Origin of the sequence: Halomonas sp. GFAJ-1, assembly GCF_000236625.2 — a bacterium.
GTDB lineage: Bacteria > Pseudomonadota > Gammaproteobacteria > Pseudomonadales > Halomonadaceae > Vreelandella.
This window is the reverse complement of the sequence record NZ_AHBC01000030.1, coordinates 19,717-37,818: the sequence shown is the minus strand read 5'-3', so window position 1 is coordinate 37,818 and position 18,102 is coordinate 19,717. Positions and strand designations below refer to the sequence as shown.

The following is an 18,102-nucleotide window of genomic DNA, read 5'->3' as shown; positions in this document are numbered from 1 at the left end:
GCTCAATCAGTTGGCGAGAGTAGGCTGACACTATACGGATTCCCACTGGCTGCGCCAATTACCCTCCGTGGGGAAGTTGGATCCTCAACGGCAGGTCAATGACTTACCCGTGCTTCGTTGAATCGGTTAAGCTGAAGTCTACCCAGGGCTGCTGATCCATTGTTTAACGAGGAGCGCTTATGACACCGCGGCTGATTGTTTCCGACCTTGATGGCACGCTGTTAGGCAGTGACCACCGGCTGCACCAGAGCACAATTGACGTGCTGCGCGCGCTAGCGGAACAGGGGCATCATGTCGCGTTGGCGTCTGGCCGCCATTACAACGATATGCGGGTATTTCGTGATCAACTGAACATCCCCGCTCATTTAATCAGCACCAACGGGGCTTATACTCATGACCCTGCTGGCACGCTGTTGAGCGCGACGCATCTTGAACCAGCCCATGCCGAAACACTTATTCAGCTGCCGCGTCCGCCCCAGGTGCGGCTCAGCCTTTACCGTGAAAACGGTTGGCATGTCGATGCCGAGGCACCACATCTATTGTCATTGCATGCGTCGACTGGCTTTACTTACGAGGTCGTACCGCCGGAAGAGATGGATGCCAAGGGCGTTGGTAAAGTGCTCTATTTGGGCGACCCAGATTCATTAGCGCAACTGGAAGCGCAGGCCCATCAAGCATGTGGGCAGAGTTTACATATTACTTACTCCACCACGGATGCTCTGGAAATCATGGCCGGTGGCATCAATAAAGGCGTGGCCTTAACGGCGCTGCTGGAAACGTTAAAGCTGACTCCGGCAGAGTGTTTGGCCTTTGGCGATAACCTGAACGATACCGAAATGCTTAACCTGGCAGGGGAGGCTCAGGTAATGGCCAATGCCCACCCGGCGCTATTTGATCGTATAAAGGGGGCTGAACGTATCGGCCACCATGGCGAAGCCGCCGTTGCCGAGTGGCTGAAACAGCGCTTTGGGCTGTAACAAACGCTTCGCGCTGCCACCTTGGTCGATGACCGCTTGCGATAGGGTGGCCACTCCACCATCATTTAGCCCCGACAACGATAATAACGAGTGATATTAACCCAGGGGCGCTTTGCTACCATGACTACCACGCCAGCTACTTTGATGGTCGTTGATGACGACTTGGAAATTCGCGAACTACTGGCAGACTATTTAGGGCGTCACGGTTATCACATGTTGACCGCCGACGGGGCGGATTCGCTGTATCAGCAACTGGCCAAGCAAACGCCAGACTTGTTGATTGTTGACGTTATGATGCCGGGAGATGATGGTTTTACCATCTGCCGAGAGCTGCGCAAAACCAGCGATATACCGATTGTTATGCTTACCGCCAGTGCCGATGATACTGACCGTGTTTTGGGGCTCGAATTAGGCGCTGACGACTATATCGCTAAGCCCTTTAATCCTCGCGAGCTGCTGGCGCGGATTAAAGCGGTGCTGCGCCGAGCCCGTCCTGCAGCAACTGTCGCGACAGCCCAAGAGGCTCGCTGGGTGCGGTTTGGCGACTGGCAACTTGACCGCATGACCCGCGAACTGATCGACCAAGAAGGCATTCGTACCGCACTTTCCGGCGCAGATTTTCAGCTATTACAGGTGTTTCTGGAGCGGCCTGCCACGGTCATTACCCGCGATGATCTCTACGCATTGACCCGCGGTCGTGAAGCACCACCGCTGGATCGCTCGATTGACGTACATGTGTGCCGCTTGCGCCAGCGGTTGGGGGAAGATGCGCAGCACTCTCAGCTGATTCGTACCGTGCGTGGGGCTGGTTATGTGCTGACCGCCATGGTTGAACCCGCTTCGTGAAAGGCGTAAAGCGAAAACTCGCATGCTGGTTACCCAGCAGTCTACGCGGGCGCTTTGTTATCATCATGATTGCAGGGGTTCTGGCTGCTCAAGCGGCCAGCTATGCGCTATGGACTTCCCAGGTGCGGGCCAGCCAGCTGGAACAGTTAGATGAGCTTTCTAGCAATATGGCTTTCAGTATTGCCTCGACTATGCGGTTTTTCCGTTCGCTGCCGGTAGATTACCGCCACATTGTACTGGATCAGCTGCGTAGCATGGGGGGCACGCGCTTCTTCGTCAGCGTTAACGAACGGCGTATTCCCGTCGAAGATATTGGCAGCGGCCCGGAAAAAGAGGTGGTGGTCGACAATGTACGCGCTATCTTGACCCAACAACTCTCCATTGACGATGTGGTGGTGGAGTTTTCCCGCCCGGAAACCTTGCGTGTCTTCAATAACGAAGTGCTGCTTTATGATTTACCACCCCGTTGGGGGCAGCACAGTTTGTTAATGGAGCCACTGTCTCCACCTATCTTAGTGGTGCAACTGGAGCTGGCGCCTGACACCTGGCTTTACGTGGCCACACTGCTGGGCGTACCGGATATTTTTAGCGGCTATCGCTGGCTGTCTGAAGAGCGTTTATTGGTTGGCGTGTTGGTGCTGCTCAGCGTATTAGCGCTTTCCCTACTGGGCATTACCAGTGTGACTCGCCCGTTGGCGCGGCTTTCAAAAGCGGCACGCCAGCTGGGCGATGATTTGGATAGTCCGCCACTCAAAGAGAGCGGCCCTAAAGAAGTGGCCGCCACTGCGGTGGCCTTTAACCGGATGCAGCGGCGTATTCGTGAACAGATTGATGAGCGCGAGCGTCTGTTTTCGGCGATTTCCCATGATCTTAAAACCCCCATTACACGGTTGCGGCTGCGGGCTGAAATGCTCGATGACCCCGTCCAGCGTGAACGTTTTTGTGCCTCGCTTGATGAGCTAAGTGAGCTGGTCAAAGGCGCACTGGCCTCAGCAAAAGGACTGGACCTGCATGAAGAGCCACAACCCACGGATCTTAACGCGCTGGTGTTGGAGATTGCCGAAGCGCTGCGTTTACATGGTGGAGAAGTATCTCTCTGTGGAAACGTATTACCACTGACTGTTAAGCCACTGGCGCTAAAACGCTGCTTGGCAAACCTGCTGGAAAACGCGGTTTTTTATGGGCAGAAAGCGACCGTCACGCTGGAAGAGCAGGCGGGGATTGTGACGTTGCGCATTCATGATAATGGCCCCGGCATTCCTGATGCGCAGCTTTACCGGGTGTTTTCACCTTTTGTGCGCCTGGAAGTCTCTCGAAGCCGTTACACCGGTGGAAGCGGCCTAGGGCTTGGCATTGCTAGGCATATTGCCCGCGCCCATGGGGGCGATATTGTCTTATCTAACCATTCAGAAGGGGGGCTAGTGGCCACGTTAACGCTACCACGCCAAACAAGTATTACAGGTTTGTAATAAACCACTAACACTAGTAACAAACGGCCAAGACTATGCAGGACTCGGTAACTCCCGTTGTGTGCCTGGGTGGCGTACTCTGCTGTGAGTCGTTCAGTCGATCATCATCAGTAACGACATCTCATAAGCACAATAACAACAGCAGGAGCTATTCATGCCGATCATCAATATGCCCATTTTTAACGTGCCCATGTTTAAAAAATCCGCACTCGCGTTAGCTCTGGCGGCTGGCACCACCATGGCGGCCAGTGCCACCGAGGCCAACGAAGTGGAGGTGCTGCACTGGTGGACATCCGGCGGTGAAGCCCGCGCGGCAAACGTTCTCAAAGAGTTAATGGAAGCTGAAGGCTATGGCTGGCAGGATTTTGCCGTGGCTGGTGGCGGTGGTGAAACCGCCATGACGGTACTTAAGTCTCGTGCAATGTCGGGCAACCCGCCTTCCGCCGCACAAATCAAGGGCCCTGAAATTCAGGAGTGGGGCGAGCTTGGCCTGTTAGGTGATTTAGACGACGTCGCCACCGCCGAAGGCTGGAACGACCTACTGCCCGAGACGGTTGCCGATATCATGCGCCATGACGGCCACTATGTTGCCGTACCGGTCAACGTTCACCGCGTTAACTGGCTGTGGGCCAATCCCGATGTGCTAGAAGCGGCAGGCGTTGAGATGCCTACCACGCTTGAGGAGCTATTTACCGCAGGTGAAGCCATTCGCGAGGCTGGTTTTGTACCGCTAGCCCATGGCGGCCAAGCGTGGCAAGACGCCACGGTGTTTGAAAGTGTCGTACTGGGTAGTCAAGGCACCGAGTTTTATCAGCAAGCGCTGGTGGAACTAGACCCTGAAGCCCTGGGTGGGGAACAGATGATTGCTGCGCTTGAAGACTTTAAGCGTCTGCGCGAGTTGATGGATCAAGGTATGTCAGGCCGCGATTGGAATATTGCCACCGCCATGGTGATTGAAGGCGTTGCAGGTTTTCAGCTAATGGGCGACTGGGCAAAAGGGGAGTTCACTGCCGCAGGTCTTACAGCCGGTGAAGACTATTTGTGCGCCGCAGCCCCCGGCACTGAAAACGCGTTTACGTTTAATATCGACAGCCTGGCAATGTTCCGTGTTACCGACGATGCTGAACGCGATGCCCAGCAAACCCTGGCGCGCTTGGTGTTAGAGCCGACCTTCCAGGAAGCCTTTAACCTCGCTAAAGGTTCCATTCCTGCCCGCCCCGACCTGGATATGAGTGAGTTTGATCGCTGTGCCCAGCAGTCACTGGCTGATTTCCAACGCACCGCTGATGAGGGTGGCCTGGTGCCCAGCATGGCTCACGGGATGGCGGTGCGCGCGGACGTTCAGGGAGCGATTTTTGATGTTGTGACCAACTACTTCAACGATACCACTATGCCTGCTGAGCAGGCCGCCCAACGCATGGTCAATGCGGCCAAAACCGCCTCTTTTTAAGCCACCGTGTGCTTTTGTATAAGTGACGACATTCGCGCCGCTGCAACGGCGGCGCGAGCGGCTGACTGGCGAGGAACTACCTTATGAGTGAATCCACAACGCGCACTGCAGCGAGGCCAACGGCGTCTGGCTGGCTGCAAGCCTGGCTGCCCCGTTTGGTGCTTGCTCCCTCTGTTGCGGTGTCTCTGTTTTTTGTTTACGGCTTTATGCTGTGGACCTTTGTGCTTTCTCTAACCAGCTCACGCATGCTACCAAGCTACGACTTTGTTGGTTTTGGCCAGTATGCGCGGCTGATGGCCAATGACCGCTGGTGGGTAGCCTCTACCAACCTGATGGTGTTTGGCGTGCTGTTTATTGTGATCTGTTTGGTGATTGGCGCGCTACTGGCAATTTTGCTGGATCAAAAAATTCGCCAAGAGGGCGCGCTGCGCACGATTTATCTCTACCCCATGGCGCTGTCGTTTATCGTCACCGGCGTGGTGTGGAAGTGGCTGCTGAATCCCCAGTTGGGCATCCAGGCGATGGTGCAAAGCTGGGGGTTTGAGTCGTTCCGCTTTGACTGGCTCGTGAACCCGGATATGGCCATCTACACCCTGGTAATTGCCGCGGTTTGGCAGGCATCAGGGTTTGTGATGGCGCTCTTTTTGGCGGGGCTGCGCGGTATCGATGACAGTATCGTCAAAGCCGCTCAGTTAGATGGTGCCAGCTTGCCGCGCATCTACTGGCGAGTAGTGATGCCTTGCCTGCGCCCAGTGGTGTTCAGCGCGGTGATGATTCTGGCCCATATTGCGATTAAGAGCTTTGACTTAGTGGTAGCGTTAACCGGAGGCGGGCCTGGCTACGCCACCGACCTACCGGCCACCTTTATGTACACCCACGCTTTTAACCGTGCCCAAATAGGGCTTGGCTCCGCCAGCGCCATGTTAATGCTAGGTGGCGTGCTAGCCATCCTGATTCCTTATCTTTATTCCGAATTAAGGAGCCGCAAACATGGCTAACGTGATTCGTCGGCAAACGCCCGCCGCACGGCTGTTGCGTGTCGTGCTTTATGGCGTACTTATTGTAGCGGGGCTGTTTTATATCCTGCCGCTGGTGGTCATGCTGATGACCTCCATCAAGCCGTTGAGTGAAATCAGCGCGGGGACGCTCCTGTCGCTGCCACAAAACCCAACCTTTGAGCCCTGGGCAAAGGCTTGGGGAGAAGCGTGTACCGGTATGCGCTGTGAAGGGGTAGGTGGCTATTTTTGGAACTCTTTTGCGATTGTGATTCCTGCGGTGTTGATCTCCACCACGGTCGGGGCGCTAAACGGCTATGCGCTGACCAAATGGCGCTTTAAAGGCTCTGAGTTGGTCTTCGCGCTGATGCTGTTTGGCTGCTTTATCCCGTTTCAGGTGGTGCTGCTGCCTATGGCACAAACCTTGGGTTGGTTGGGGCTATCAAGCTCCCGTGCAGGGTTGATTTTGGTTCATGTGGTCTTTGGCATCGCCTTTACCACGCTGTTTTTCCGCAACTTCTATGTTGGTGTTCCTAACGAACTGGTCTCGGCGGCGAAGCTGGATGGCGCGGGGTTCTTCCGCATTTTCTGGCGCATTTTATTGCCGGTTTCCGCGCCGATTATTGTGGTGTCGGTGATTTGGCAGTTCACCCAGATTTGGAACGACTTTTTATTCGGCGTGGCGTTTTCCGCCCATAACACCCAGCCGGTGACGGTGGCGCTTAACAATCTGGTGAATACGTCCACCGGTGTGCGTGAGTATAACGTCGATATGGCCGCCGCAATGATTGCAGCACTGCCAACGCTGGTGGTGTATGTGCTGGCCGGAAAGTATTTCGTGCGCGGGCTGACGGCAGGCTCCGTGAAAGGCTAATAACAACTAAGTGAATGGCAGCAACCATTTCTAGACGGTCAGAAGCAGCCCTCGGCGGGGCGCTGTGAACCCATCCATGGCGAAAGATCCCCGCTACGGGCTGCTTTTGACCGATCCAACTAAGTGGAGTTTGTCAGTCGCTTTACAATGGGATTTTCATTATGGCAGCGTTAGAAATTCACAACGTGCGCAAAGAGTTCGGCAGCGAGCGGGTGCTGAAAGATGTCAGTATTTCGATTGACTCCGGTGAGTTCCTAATTTTGGTGGGGCCATCTGGCTGTGGTAAATCCACGCTGATGAATGCCATCGCCGGGCTGGAGCCGGTGACTAGCGGCAATATCTATATCGACGGCGAAGACGTCACTTGGCGCACACCTGCTGAGCGGGATATTGCCATGGTGTTTCAGTCCTACGCGCTTTATCCCAGCATGACCGTGCGGCAAAACATCAGCTTTGGCCTGGAAATGCGCAAGGTGCCCAAAGCTGAGCGTGTCGCTGCCGTAGAGCGCGTGGCCGACCTGCTGCAAATCTCCCACCTGCTGGAACGTAAGCCAGCCCAGCTTTCCGGTGGCCAGCGCCAGCGGGTGGCCATGGGGCGGGCGTTGGCCCGTGAACCCAAGGTGTATCTATTTGACGAGCCGCTATCAAACCTGGACGCAAAACTACGGGTAGATATGCGCACCGAGATTAAAAAGCTCCACCAGCGCTTAGGCACCACGATTGTTTACGTCACCCATGACCAAGTTGAAGCAATGACCCTGGCTGACTGTATTGCCGTCATGCGCGATGGTCATATCTTACAGCTTGGCAGTCCCGATGAGGTGTATAACAACCCAGTTGATATGTTCGTCGCAGGCTTTATGGGCTCACCGTCGATGAACTTTATTCGCGCAACGTTGGAAGCGACGGGCGATGGCTATGCACTGCGTATTGCGACCCCTGATGAAGACGATGTTCTGCTGCCATGGCCCTCTGAACGCAACGCAGCAGGGCTCGTGGAACAGCTGAATAAGCCGATTATTCTTGGGCTGCGGCCAGAACACTTCAGCGAAGAGGATGTGCGGCTGAGTGAGCAGGCGGAAGGGACGTTAATGGAGGCCAAGGTAAGCGTCGTTGAGCCTACCGGTGCCGATATTCTGCTGCGCCTACCGCTGGGTGAGCAGGAAATCACTGCCAGGGTAGGGCCTAAATGTGCAATTTCGCCAGGCGAACGCTTGCCGCTACGCGTCGATATGGCCCGCGCTGTGCTGTTTGATGCCGAGACTGAACAGCGCTTGGCGTAAATAGGTTGGCCTCCCACAAAGGCATTCAGCGCTACTTTGTGGGGGGCCGTAGCAGTTTATAAAATGCGCTTAATTGTGAGGGCGAGTGGCGGGTGCCGTTTCTTTATCCAGCCGTTTGATTTGTCGCCATAGGTCTTGGCGGAGGTCAGCGAGCTTAGGCTGTTCTTCAGGGGTAAAGGCCACGGGGCGGCATAAGCGTTGGGCGCGTAACCCTAAACGGGCACTGAGCAGCCCGGTGGCTAGCCCCTGGCCCGCCCGTGCGGAGAGCCTGCCTGCCAAATCCAGCGAGAGCATATCCATGCTGGCATCGGTAGCGAGCTCGCTAGCACCAGCAAACGCCATGTTGTGTAGTACGTTGCGAAATAGCCGCAGGCGACTGGCGTAGCCAAGTTCAAGGCCGTACAGGCGGCATAACCGGTCCACCATGGCGAGGCTTCGCCAGGCCACCAGTGCCATATCCACCAGGGTTAGCGGGCTGATGGCGACCATAATGGCGGTTTCACCGGACATACGGGTAATTAGGCGCTGAGCTTCGCGGTCGCGGGGCACCAGCAAGTGGTAACGCAGTAATGTCTGTATCTCTTCACCGCTGTGGTGTGGTTGGCAGGCCCGTTGGAACGCCAGCCAATGCGGGTCGTCATCGCTCAGTTTTAGTTGGCGCTTCAGCTGCTCTGCCATGGATTGGGCTTGTTTGGTAGAGCGTTGTGGCAGTTCGGCAAGGTCAGCTCGTAGCGTGTCGTGGCGCTTCAAGCGGCGCAGGCGACCAAGCTCTTTAAGCAGGGAGACACCGCCTAGGCCAATGAGGCTAATACCAAAGAGCTGCCAGGCCATGCTCATCCACTGAGATTGGGAAAGCGCTGCGGGAATGCCTGTGGCTAACTCTACGGCGCCCAATGTGGCACCGCCCACCAGCGCAAACATTAGCCCCCAGCGTCGCTTGCGGGGCGTGCCTAGGCTTGCCTCGGGCAACGCTTTTAGCTCTGCTTGGGGGGTTAGTGGCTGATGAGGCTCGGTGGCGGCAAAGGTTTCGCGCTGGCGTAGGGGTTCTGAGGAGGGCGCATGCTTCGGTGTCTCATCTAGCGTGAAGTGCCGACGTGGCTGCGGGGTACTCATTTCAGTTTATCTCCAATCAGCCAGTCGATGGCGGCGTCCATACGAATGTGCGAAAGCGCCTCTGCATCGGTCGCCATGGGGCGGAAACTAGGGAAATCAAATCCTTGCTGCTGCCAGAAGTCGGCTTTCGGCAGGCGACTCGGGACATCGCCTGGGTAGACCAGCACCTCTTCACCTTCAAGCGTCGTGCCTTTTAGCGCGGGCGTGCGCTTGCCTTCGTGGAGTACTTCCCTGGCATCGGTGGCGCGTATGGCGGCTAGTGACAATGCCTTCACCGGAATGTCGGCAAAGCGTAGGTCTTTGAGGGGCTCGGCTAGCAGTGCTTCTAGTAGTAGTACCACATTGCCGTGCTGGTCGGGGGTGACGTGGTCGGCTTTGGTGGCGGCAATGGCGAGCCGGTCAATTTTGGGCGCAAACAGACGCGTCAGCAGACTGCGCTTGCCGTAATCAAAGCTCTGCATCAGCTGGCGCAGCGCCCTAGAAAGGTCTTCAAAACGCTCTGGGCCGGCATTAAGCGCGCCAAGTACATCGACCAGCACAATTTGGCGGTCAAAGCGACGGAAATGGTCGCGGTAAAAAGGCCGTACCACCTGCTGCTGGTAGTAGCGAAAACGCGTTGCTAAAGTGGCGTAAACGCTGGTGTTAGGCAGTGCTTCCAGGGTCTCTTTGGGGGTGCGAAGCGCGGGTAGCGGGAAAAACTGCAGCACCGGCGCGCCATCTAGCTCTCCTGGTAGTAAAAAACGCCCGGGCTGCAGGTCTGAAAACCCCGCTTGCTTGGCGCGCCGCAGGCCTTGGGCGTAGGCTTCTGCAAGCGTGGCGAGTTGGGCTTCATCGGCTTCAGCGGTGGGGTCAAGGTGTTCTATCTCGGTTAACCATTCGCTAAATAGCGCTTTCCTATGTGGCCCTTCAAGCTGCGCCTGGGCGTGGCACCAACTATAAAAGTCGTGCTGTAGCAGGGGGAGATCCAGCAGCCACTCGCCGGGGTAGTCAAATAGGTCAAGGGTTAAGTGGGCGATGTCTGGCGTCAGCCAGCCCTGCTGGGCGGGCCGGTAGCGTAGCTGTAAGCGTAGCTCGCTAATGCCGCGGGTCGGCTCAGGCCAGCGGGGTGGGGTATCACGAAGTGCGGCCATGCCAGGGTCGTAGGGAAAGCGTGGCACACCGAGGTCTGGTTGGTTCAGCCGCTGCGCACCCAGTAAACGGCCTTCGCGAGCGACCGGTAATAAATCAAGTTGCGCTTCCACTCCTGCGTGGCGTAACTGATTCACTAACGAGGTTAAGAACGCAGTTTTTCCTGCTTGAGATAGTCCCGTGACCGCCAGCCGCAACTGCCGATCGCGTCCCCGCTCTAATAAATTGCTCAATTCGCGGCTTAACGGCTGGCGCATAAAACAGGCCTCGTAGGCATCACAAAGTTAGGGGGAGTGCTCCCAGCATAGCGGCTAGTGCCGCAGCATGAGCACTAACTGATAGAACATCGGCATCGTTGCAATTTGGAAGCCTATCACTGCGATCACATAGCCTGGCCATTTGCGTGACATCTTTTGGGCTAGCGTTAGGCCAACCAAGCACACCACCATGCCCACTAGGTTAAACACAAGCGTGGCTGCCTCAAGCAGGTCTTGAGGATTCATGGAAGCTCCTTGTCTGAGTTGTATGGCATCTATCGGTATCGCTACATTACCAAGTTATTGATGTGCAAGTGATTGCTAAAACACGAATTAGCCGCGGCTTAATGTCGTACCTAGCAGGTGCTGTGCGCCAGGCACCAGCCAAACCGGATCTAGGCGGGTATTCGCCGCTTCTACACAGAGAAAGTGGCGAGCTGACTCGGCGGGGGTGTCGCTAGGTAGCTCGCTGTCGGGGTGCCATACGACGGTAGAGTCGCTGGACTGTTTGGCAATGCGTAGGCTTCGCCTGCCATCGTTAAGCAGTACGGCTTCATTGGTATGATAAATGCGGTCAACTTCGCCACGAACGGCCAGTGTTCCTTGTTGCTCATCTTCAGCAAAATCGCGCAGCTTATCTAAGTAGCGCGCGCCCGCTAGCCCTTCCAGATGGCACTGGTGGGTATCGGCAACGGCTACGTAGGTATGCAGCGCGCCGCTAGTTTTAATCGGCGTGTCGCCAACGTTTTCGCTAATCAGCTCGACATTCAGCCGTTGGGCGTTGGCTTGAATAACCACCCGAGCCGTCAATACGCTATGCAGACGCTTTGCGGGTGAGAGGTGAACTTCGATGCCTTCGGCGTGCTCATCCACGGCTTCTAGACGCCACTGGGCATGGCGGGCAAGGCCGTGAAAGGGGCCATCACGTTCAGGGCTTTCATCGGCATAACGCTCGTCTCCAAACCACGGCCAACAAAGTGGGATGCCGCCACGGATGGCACCAGGCAGCGCTTGTGGAGTGGGCGTGACCCATAGCCAGTTGTCATCGCCTGTGGGTTGAAAATGCAGGACCTGCGCACCCTGAAGGCTGATCACCATTTCCCCCCAGGCCATCTTGAACAGCACTACCTCACGCCCTTGCCAGCTGGCCTGTTGCTGGCCGTCTACGTTGTTAAGGAGCTGTTTGAGAGAATCGGGGATCATGGGGTTTCCTTTATAGAGAGCAAGCATCCGGTGCGCCGAACAGTAGCGCTGTGTGCTATGTTAGGACAAGCGCGATGCGTAGGTAAAACAGCTGGCGAGATGAAGCAGCTAGAATAGATGGGTAAAACCCCAAGTAAAGTGAATATCAAGGAGGCACTATGGGCTTTATTGCATGGCTGATTATTGGTGGTTTAGCTGGCTGGATTGCTGGCAATATCATGCGCGGCGGCGGTTTCGGTGTGCTGGGTAATATAGGTGTCGGTATTATTGGTGCGTTGGTTGGCGGCTTCCTGTTCAGCCTCTTAGGGCTTCAAGCCGGTGGTTTTATCGGCTCGCTGGTGACGGCGACCGTTGGTGCAGTCGTTTTGCTATGGGTCATCAGTAAAGTCAAAAGCGCTTAGCGCCACACAGCCTGTCCTATATGCGCTGCCCGGCCTTTGTGTCGGGCAGTGTTGTTTTGTGGCGTTGCTATCGGTCTTGGCACAAGTTTCCGTTACACTATGCAACTTTTAGCAGCCTGATTAGGGCTGCTTCATTTTGTTTGGCTTTCATTGATCGCTTTCTGCTTCTTCGAGGTGTCTTTTGGTCGACGCGCTGAATGCCTGGTGGGCCCAACAGCTGGTGCTGTGTGATTGGGCGTTTACTCCACACCCGCTGGCGGTGGATGCAGTGGCGGCTGAACAGCGCCTGCTGCAGTTAGGTATTGCCCACCGGGGCGATCTGGCCGACCAGCTTTTCCACGGCTTGGGTGCGCCCCCAGGTGAGGCCGACCGGCTTTTAGGCACACTTGAGTGGGCAGCGCTGGCGGGCGCAGCGGGGTGGCTAACTCAGGCAGAAGCCACCAACTGGGCCCACCACGTAACCCGGCGAATTACCTCTGAGTACAGTGACCTGCGGGCTTGGCTTGGTGATTTACGCCGAGCACTAGGCGCAAAGGGCTGGGAAACCGGTGCCGACGACCGTTTTATTGATGCCTGCCAAGCGTTAGCTGACCTGGAGAGTGAAGGCGAAGGCATTACCTGGGAGACGCTTGAACAAGCGTTGTTAACTTTGCCTGAGCTTAAGTCGCTATGGCCGCAAATGCCTGCTGCTCAGCCGTGGCGGCTATGTGCGCTGTTCAGGCCGGTGATGAGCTACCCAGCCAATGCCATCGACTGGCCCGATGCACCAGAGTGGTTAGAGCGTATTTGGCAGGTTCACGACCGCGAACAGCTGCTAGAGGTCATCCTGTGGTTAAGCGCCCAGGGCGAGCGCCAACGCTGGGATATTGAAGCTCGTGAACTACTGACCATGGATAATGCTCAGCGGTTAGAGTGGCAGCGTAATGTGCTTGAAGACTCCCCCTATGCGCCGGTGCTGAATAAGTTTGTCAGCGAAGGTGAGCCGCTAGAGTGGGCAGCCTGGGACTGGCTACGAGTGGTGGAATTAGCCTGGGCGGGAGCCTGCTGTGAGTGGTTAAGCCAGGATGAGGCCGATGCGCTGGCTGCCCATGCCGCCGACTTGATCGGCCGTCGCTACCACGACTGGTATGCCGTTTTAAAAGCGTACATGCGTGGCCAAAGCCTGTTTGAAGGGGTCGACCGCCGTGGCATGACGCCTAATGTTCGCCACAAGCTGCTGATGCACGCGTCCCACAGCCCTTGGAAGCATCCATTGGGAACGTTGCTGGACGATATAACGCGAAGCGCGTCTCGAGCGCGTATTAAGCAGTGGCGCAATTCGCCGCATCATTGGCTATTAGCGTTAGCGAGCGTGCGGGAACCCGATGTGATGCTACGCCAACTTAATCCTTCGGCACCTGTTGCTGAACAGCGCCGCGCCGATGCGGCGGTGTACCTTCAAGACTCGTTGGGCTTACATGCAGATGAGGGCCATCAGGCGTTGGCACGTTACTGGTTGCCGGCCCAGGCGCACCACCTTAACCAATTGGCAGCGGATGCGGTACACGGCGTGATGCCGCCTTCACAAACCTTGTTTGGGCAACCTACGCCCGATGAGTTGCAGCAGCGCAACGCTGTGAAAGGCGTGAGCCGCCATGCGGCCACTATTCACATGGCGGAGAAGTTCGCATTTTATCTGCATATGGCGATGGATAGCGGGCTGTTTGAGCAGGCACCGTTACTGGCCTACGCCAGCGCCCTGCGTAGCTGCCTGTGCCGTTTTTATGCCACGCCTAAGCGCTTGTTAGATGCATGGTTTGCCTGGGAGAGTTGCCTGCCCGAGCCTGAGCATGACTCGCTGATTAACGAGATTGCATGGCATCTTGATGACCCTGGCAGCCTGTTTCATTGGCTTGATTGGCGCCACGATGCCTGGTGCGAACCCGGCGAGCGGCCTACGCTAAGTCACTTCACCGCTATGTCGTTGGTAGGGCCGCTAAATAGCGCCGTCTGGAGCGAGCCTCAGGTAGAAAGCCCCCGGGAGTGCGCCGATATCCGCGAGTGGGTGGAAAGCCATTATCACCTGAGCAGCGCGAGTGACATGCAGGAGTTTTTAACCTTTATGTTGGAGTCCGGCGACCGCCAGGAGTACCAGATCAACTATGCGCCTTATACGCTCAACAACGAACGGTTAAATGCTGAAATCGCTATTTTGGAGTCGGGTGATTGCGGTGAAGAGGAGCGGCATCATCTACTCCGGTTGCGCCGTGTACGTAGCAACGAAGATGGTTGTAATGATGTGGACATGGCTGCCTGGGATATCGCTCAACTGGTAGACCTCGCCATTGCGGCTCGCCAGCTTGGCTGGCTAGAGCGTAAAGCGTTTGCAGATATATTGGATCGGGCATACAAGCTGGCCGCTGACCATTACGCCGGTTGGCAAGAGTACGCGGTGGGCATGTACGCAGGTTTTTCGTTTTTTATGGGAGAAACCCCTGAGCGGGAAAGTTTTTTAGCAGGATTTCGCCAGGCGATGGTGGCCTGGGTGTGCGGTGCGCCGGTATTAGCAGGCCCCTGGTCGAGCCTCGATTTTCCTGGCAATAAGCCGCGCCATTTCGCGCCGCTGCATATTGATACCCTGCCCGAAGATCAGCGTACGTTACATTGATGCTCGCCAAACCTAAGATGATTAGCTTATAGTCCTCAGGCCGAAAAAAATGAGTTTTGTCATATTTCACTCTCTTTCACCGTCCACACTGTTATGAGGTTAATCGCATGGTTGCGTTGCCACACCCCGCTGTGACCGCTGTCCGTGTTGTAAGTGCTTGTGTCGTTGTTGCTTTTTTAGCTGGCTGCGCTGGCTCAGCTACACGCCAAGGCATGGAAGCCCCTGAAGATTATTTCTCGATGTCGCTTCCGGGGATGAAGGGAGCCACTCCCCAAATGTCACCCGTTGACCCTATCGATGCACATCTGCGTAGCCTCCAGACGCCTCCACCAACAGCTATTCGCCAAGCGCTGTTAGAGCAGCATCAGCAATGGGCAGGTACGCCTTATCGGATTGGAGGGACGACGGAGCGAGGGATCGACTGCTCCGCCCTGGTAAGAAATGTTTTCCGCGACACGTTTAATTTACAGCTACCTCGTTCTACCCAGGATCAAGTGCATGAGGGACGCCCGATCGACCGCCAAGAGCTGCAGGCGGGCGATCTGGTCTTCTTCCGTCCTCCAGGAGCTTATAATCATGTGGGCATTTACGTGGGGGATGGCCACTTTCTTCACGCCTCCACCTCCCAAGGGGTGATTATTTCCAGCCTGGATAACAACTACTGGCAGCGTTACTACTGGCAATCACGCCGTACTTTAGAGCCGACTAACCTTGCCCATCTGGGTAGTCGTTTTACCCAGTAAGTGCCTGCCACCATCACCGCTTTGATACTCGGCGTTTAATAGTGGGAATGGCATGATCGAAGCCAAAACGCGCGCCTGGTGGCGCGCGACGGCGGCCCTATGCTTAGGGTCGTTTCTTGTGTTTATCAATTTGTATGTGCCTCAACCGCTGCTGCCAGGGCTGAAAGACGCCTATGGGGTCTCCACCCTGGGTGTCAGTCTGCTGATGTCGGTATCCACGCTCTCACTTGCCTTAGTACTGCTGGTTTTTGGGCCGCTTTCTGATGCTATCGGTCGAGAGGCCATCATGCGCATTACGCTGCTGCTTGCGGGCGCTCTTTCGCTGGCGCTAGCGTTTGCACCGACCTTTGAAAGTCTTCTATTTCTGCGTTTACTGCAGGGGTTTGTGCTGGGGGGGCTTCCCGCCGTCGCCATTGCCTGGATGGCGGATGAGTTCGACAAGCCGGCGTTACTGAGCGCTGTAGGGCTTTACATCGGTGCCAACTCCCTAGGTGGCATTAGCGGGCGGATTGTTGGCGGCGTTGCCGCTGATGTAGGTGGGCCTACTGCGGCCTTTTTAGCGGTTGGGGTAATGACGGTCGTCGGGTGTGTAGTGTTCTGGCGGCTACTGCCCAATAGCCGCGCCTTTACCGCCAAGCGTTTTAAGTTGCGCCAAGCAGTGGGGGATTTGCTGGGCCACCTGCGCACCCCTGTGCTGTTGGCAGCCTACTGTTTAGGTGGCATCAACTTTCTTATCTTTATCAATCAATACAGCTATATCACTTTTCGTCTAGCGGTTGAGCCCTACCACTTAGCCGCCAGCGGCCTAGGGTTAATCTTCCTAACCTATCTAGGCGGCACCTTTGGCTCTACCGTTTCAGGTAGGTTAGCAGGACGATTCTCTCCCGCCAGCTGTATCAGCGTTGGAGTGGTTATTTTGATGCTTGGTACGGCGGTCACGTTAGCCAACTCGTTAACGTTAATTATTGTCGGTTTAACCATCAACGCGTTTGGCTTTTTCCTGGCCCATTCGCTAGCGTCTAGTTGGGTAGGCCGTTATGCCCAGGGCGCGCGGGGCAGCGCCTCGGCACTCTACTTGGTGTTCTACTATTTGGGGGCCAGCGTGGGTGGGTTTTGGCTGGAGCCGTTCTGGCGCTGGGGGCAGTGGCAAGGGGTGGCCGTTGGTTCATGGTTATTGCTGGGGGTTGCCCTGGTTATTGGAGTGGGTATGTGGCGCTTTGAACGTCGCGCTAACCGCTAGCAGCTCATACAATAGCCCTGGGTAAGGTGGTAGCGCCGCTGGCAGAGACGTTTCAACAGGGCCGTGTCATGACTGATGACCAGCACGCCGAGCCGGTGTTTTTCAGCGTATGTTTTGAGTGCCTGCCATAGCGCAACCTGGGTAATGGGGTCGAGCATGGTGGAGATTTCATCGGCAATTAAGTACCGCACCCCAGGTGCTAAGGCTCTTAGCACGCAAATCCGCTGTAATTCCCCACCGGATAGTGCATGGGGGAAGCGCGACAGCCAAGCGGGCTGAATGCCAAAGGCGTGAAGAAGCGCGGCTGGCGGCTGCCACGCCTCATGAAGAATTTTAGCGACTCGCCAGCGGGGATTAACAGCAAGCTCGGGCGACTGCGGCAGCCACTGTACCGGGCTTAGCCCGCTAGCTGGGAGCGGTCCACCATCAATATAAATACGCCCACCTTTAGGGCTAAGCTGGCCCGCCAAGAGTTTACCCAGGGTCGATTTTCCTGCGCCTGAATCACCACTCAGCCCGAGCCACTCTCCCTCACTAAGTGCGAGCGAGATATCATTTAAAACCAGTTGTTCAGGGCGAAAGCCAAACTGCAGACTCTGGGCTTCAAGCAATGTTTGGCTCCTTGCTATGCGCCATCTGCGCCACAGGGAGGCTGAAAGCGTTATCGGGTAGTGCTTGCCAAAGCGACTTGGCGTATCCGCTGCTTAGCGTGTCACCGTTGCCCTGAAAGGCGCAGGCGGTGGTAGTTTCTACGCACTGCCCCTGGCGCATAATCGTCACTTGTTCAGCAATGGGCAGGGCGTGGCGTAAATCGTGGGTAATTAACATCACGGCCTTGCCTTGATCGGCAAGTGCTTTAAGCGCTGCCATCACGCGCTCACGCTGTAGCGGGTCTAGCCCAACGCTGGGCTCATCGGCAATAATCAGCTGCGCGTGGCTAACGTGGGCCATGGCGGTGAGCACTCGTCGTGCCATGCCTCCCGAAAGCTCATGGGGATAAGCACGCTGTGCAGCGTCATCGAGCTGATAATGAGCGAGCGCTTTCCCTGCAGTTTGCCAGGCACTAGATTTCGCGTGCCCCGCCCGGCGGGCTGCCCAACTTACCTGGCGCTGGCTACGTACTAACGGGTCGAGCGCGCTGAGTGACTGGGGGATTAGCGCAAGCTGGCGCCCGCGAAGTTGGCATTGGCGGGCAGGCGTTAACGCCTCTGAGTGAAAAACAAGCTGACCGCTGGTTTTGGCACCTTCAGGCAGCAGGCCCATAATCGCGTAGGCTAGCAAGCTCTTTCCTGCACCGGAGGCGCCGACAATGGCGTGTACTTCTCCTGGCATAAGACTTAACGTTATCTGCTCAAAACAGGTAGCCCATTTCCGCTTCCACCAGGGCTGGTAGTAGGGCAGCTGTAGCGTGAGACGATCAATATGCAGCACAACAGGCTCCTTGAGTGAGTGACAACAGGCAGTGGACGCCAGCGA

At 56.2% G+C, this 18,102-nt stretch carries 17 protein-coding genes; 11 read left to right on the top strand and 6 right to left on the bottom strand.

What is annotated here, in order from left to right; translation table 11 throughout:
- Positions 1 to 179: 179 nt before the first annotated feature.
- The 7 genes from MOY_RS08875 to MOY_RS08845 all read left to right on the top strand — a co-directional run bounded on the left by MOY_RS08875 (position 180) and on the right by MOY_RS08845 (position 7,894).
- Complete coding sequence (locus tag MOY_RS08875) at positions 180 to 977, top strand: Cof-type HAD-IIB family hydrolase (RefSeq protein WP_009098813.1); 798 nt, start codon at positions 180 to 182, stop codon at positions 975 to 977.
- Positions 978 to 1,097: 120 nt separating this feature from the next.
- The gene (locus tag MOY_RS08870) at positions 1,098 to 1,823 is read left to right on the top strand and encodes a response regulator (RefSeq protein WP_035540485.1); all 726 of its coding nucleotides are present in this window, start codon (positions 1,098 to 1,100) and stop codon (positions 1,821 to 1,823) included.
- Positions 1,824 to 1,888: 65 nt separating this feature from the next.
- Complete coding sequence (locus MOY_RS08865; protein WP_235803682.1) at positions 1,889 to 3,292, top strand: ATP-binding protein; 1,404 nt, start codon at positions 1,889 to 1,891, stop codon at positions 3,290 to 3,292.
- A gap of 154 nt (positions 3,293 to 3,446) precedes the next feature.
- Positions 3,447 to 4,742, top strand: coding sequence for an ABC transporter substrate-binding protein (locus MOY_RS08860; protein WP_009098807.1), 1,296 nt, complete (start codon positions 3,447 to 3,449; stop codon positions 4,740 to 4,742).
- A gap of 83 nt (positions 4,743 to 4,825) precedes the next feature.
- Entirely contained in the window at positions 4,826 to 5,740 is a 915-nt protein-coding gene (locus MOY_RS08855; protein ID WP_009098805.1) for a carbohydrate ABC transporter permease, read from the top strand.
- A complete protein-coding gene (locus MOY_RS08850) occupies positions 5,733 to 6,611 on the top strand; it encodes a carbohydrate ABC transporter permease (protein ID WP_009098803.1) in 879 nt (292 codons plus the stop codon). The genes MOY_RS08855 and MOY_RS08850 overlap by 8 nt, the downstream gene beginning before the upstream one ends.
- Before the next feature lie 161 nt (positions 6,612 to 6,772).
- Positions 6,773 to 7,894 carry an ABC transporter ATP-binding protein gene (locus MOY_RS08845; RefSeq protein WP_009098801.1) on the top strand — a complete coding sequence of 374 codons (1,122 nt, stop codon included), beginning with the start codon at positions 6,773 to 6,775 and terminating at the stop codon, positions 7,892 to 7,894.
- Between the two features lie 69 nt (positions 7,895 to 7,963).
- Here MOY_RS08845 and MOY_RS08840 read toward each other — a convergent pair whose 3' ends face one another.
- The 4 genes from MOY_RS08840 to MOY_RS08825 form a co-directional block, all read right to left on the bottom strand.
- Complete coding sequence (locus tag MOY_RS08840) at positions 7,964 to 9,007, bottom strand: YcjF family protein (protein ID WP_009098798.1); 1,044 nt, start codon at positions 9,005 to 9,007, stop codon at positions 7,964 to 7,966.
- The gene (locus MOY_RS08835; RefSeq protein ID WP_009098796.1) at positions 9,004 to 10,392 is read right to left on the bottom strand and encodes a YcjX family protein; all 1,389 of its coding nucleotides are present in this window, start codon (positions 10,390 to 10,392) and stop codon (positions 9,004 to 9,006) included. The genes MOY_RS08840 and MOY_RS08835 overlap by 4 nt, the downstream gene beginning before the upstream one ends.
- A 54-nt stretch (positions 10,393 to 10,446) precedes the next feature.
- The gene (locus tag MOY_RS08830; protein ID WP_009098794.1) at positions 10,447 to 10,638 is read right to left on the bottom strand and encodes a hypothetical protein; all 192 of its coding nucleotides are present in this window, start codon (positions 10,636 to 10,638) and stop codon (positions 10,447 to 10,449) included.
- An 87-nt stretch (positions 10,639 to 10,725) separates the two neighbouring features.
- Positions 10,726 to 11,595 (bottom strand): D-hexose-6-phosphate mutarotase, encoded by an 870-nt coding sequence (locus tag MOY_RS08825; RefSeq protein WP_009098791.1) that lies wholly within the window; start codon positions 11,593 to 11,595, stop codon positions 10,726 to 10,728.
- 158 nt (positions 11,596 to 11,753) lie between these two features.
- Here MOY_RS08825 and MOY_RS08820 point away from each other — a divergent pair, with 158 nt between their 5' ends.
- From MOY_RS08820 to MOY_RS08805, 4 genes are all read left to right on the top strand, one after another.
- Positions 11,754 to 11,996: a GlsB/YeaQ/YmgE family stress response membrane protein gene (locus tag MOY_RS08820; protein WP_009098790.1), complete on the top strand. Its 243-nt coding sequence runs from the start codon at positions 11,754 to 11,756 to the stop codon at positions 11,994 to 11,996.
- A 181-nt stretch (positions 11,997 to 12,177) separates the two neighbouring features.
- The gene (locus MOY_RS08815; RefSeq protein WP_009098788.1) at positions 12,178 to 14,643 is read left to right on the top strand and encodes a DUF1266 domain-containing protein; all 2,466 of its coding nucleotides are present in this window, start codon (positions 12,178 to 12,180) and stop codon (positions 14,641 to 14,643) included.
- A gap of 107 nt (positions 14,644 to 14,750) precedes the next feature.
- Positions 14,751 to 15,386, top strand: a complete 636-nt coding sequence (locus MOY_RS08810; RefSeq protein WP_009098786.1) for a C40 family peptidase — start codon at positions 14,751 to 14,753, stop codon at positions 15,384 to 15,386.
- Positions 15,387 to 15,438: 52 nt separating this feature from the next.
- Positions 15,439 to 16,626 carry an MFS transporter gene (locus MOY_RS08805; protein WP_009098784.1) on the top strand — a complete coding sequence of 396 codons (1,188 nt, stop codon included), beginning with the start codon at positions 15,439 to 15,441 and terminating at the stop codon, positions 16,624 to 16,626.
- Here the strand turns inward: MOY_RS08805 and MOY_RS08800 are convergent.
- Positions 16,623 to 17,237, bottom strand: a complete 615-nt coding sequence (locus tag MOY_RS08800; protein WP_009098781.1) for an ABC transporter ATP-binding protein — start codon at positions 17,235 to 17,237, stop codon at positions 16,623 to 16,625. The two genes, MOY_RS08805 and MOY_RS08800, sit on opposite strands and share 4 nt — an antisense overlap.
- The gene (locus tag MOY_RS08795; RefSeq protein WP_009098779.1) at positions 17,230 to 18,057 is read right to left on the bottom strand and encodes an ATP-binding cassette domain-containing protein; all 828 of its coding nucleotides are present in this window, start codon (positions 18,055 to 18,057) and stop codon (positions 17,230 to 17,232) included. Before MOY_RS08795 ends, MOY_RS08800 begins: the two co-directional genes overlap by 8 nt.
- Between the last annotated feature and the right edge of the window lie 45 nt (positions 18,058 to 18,102).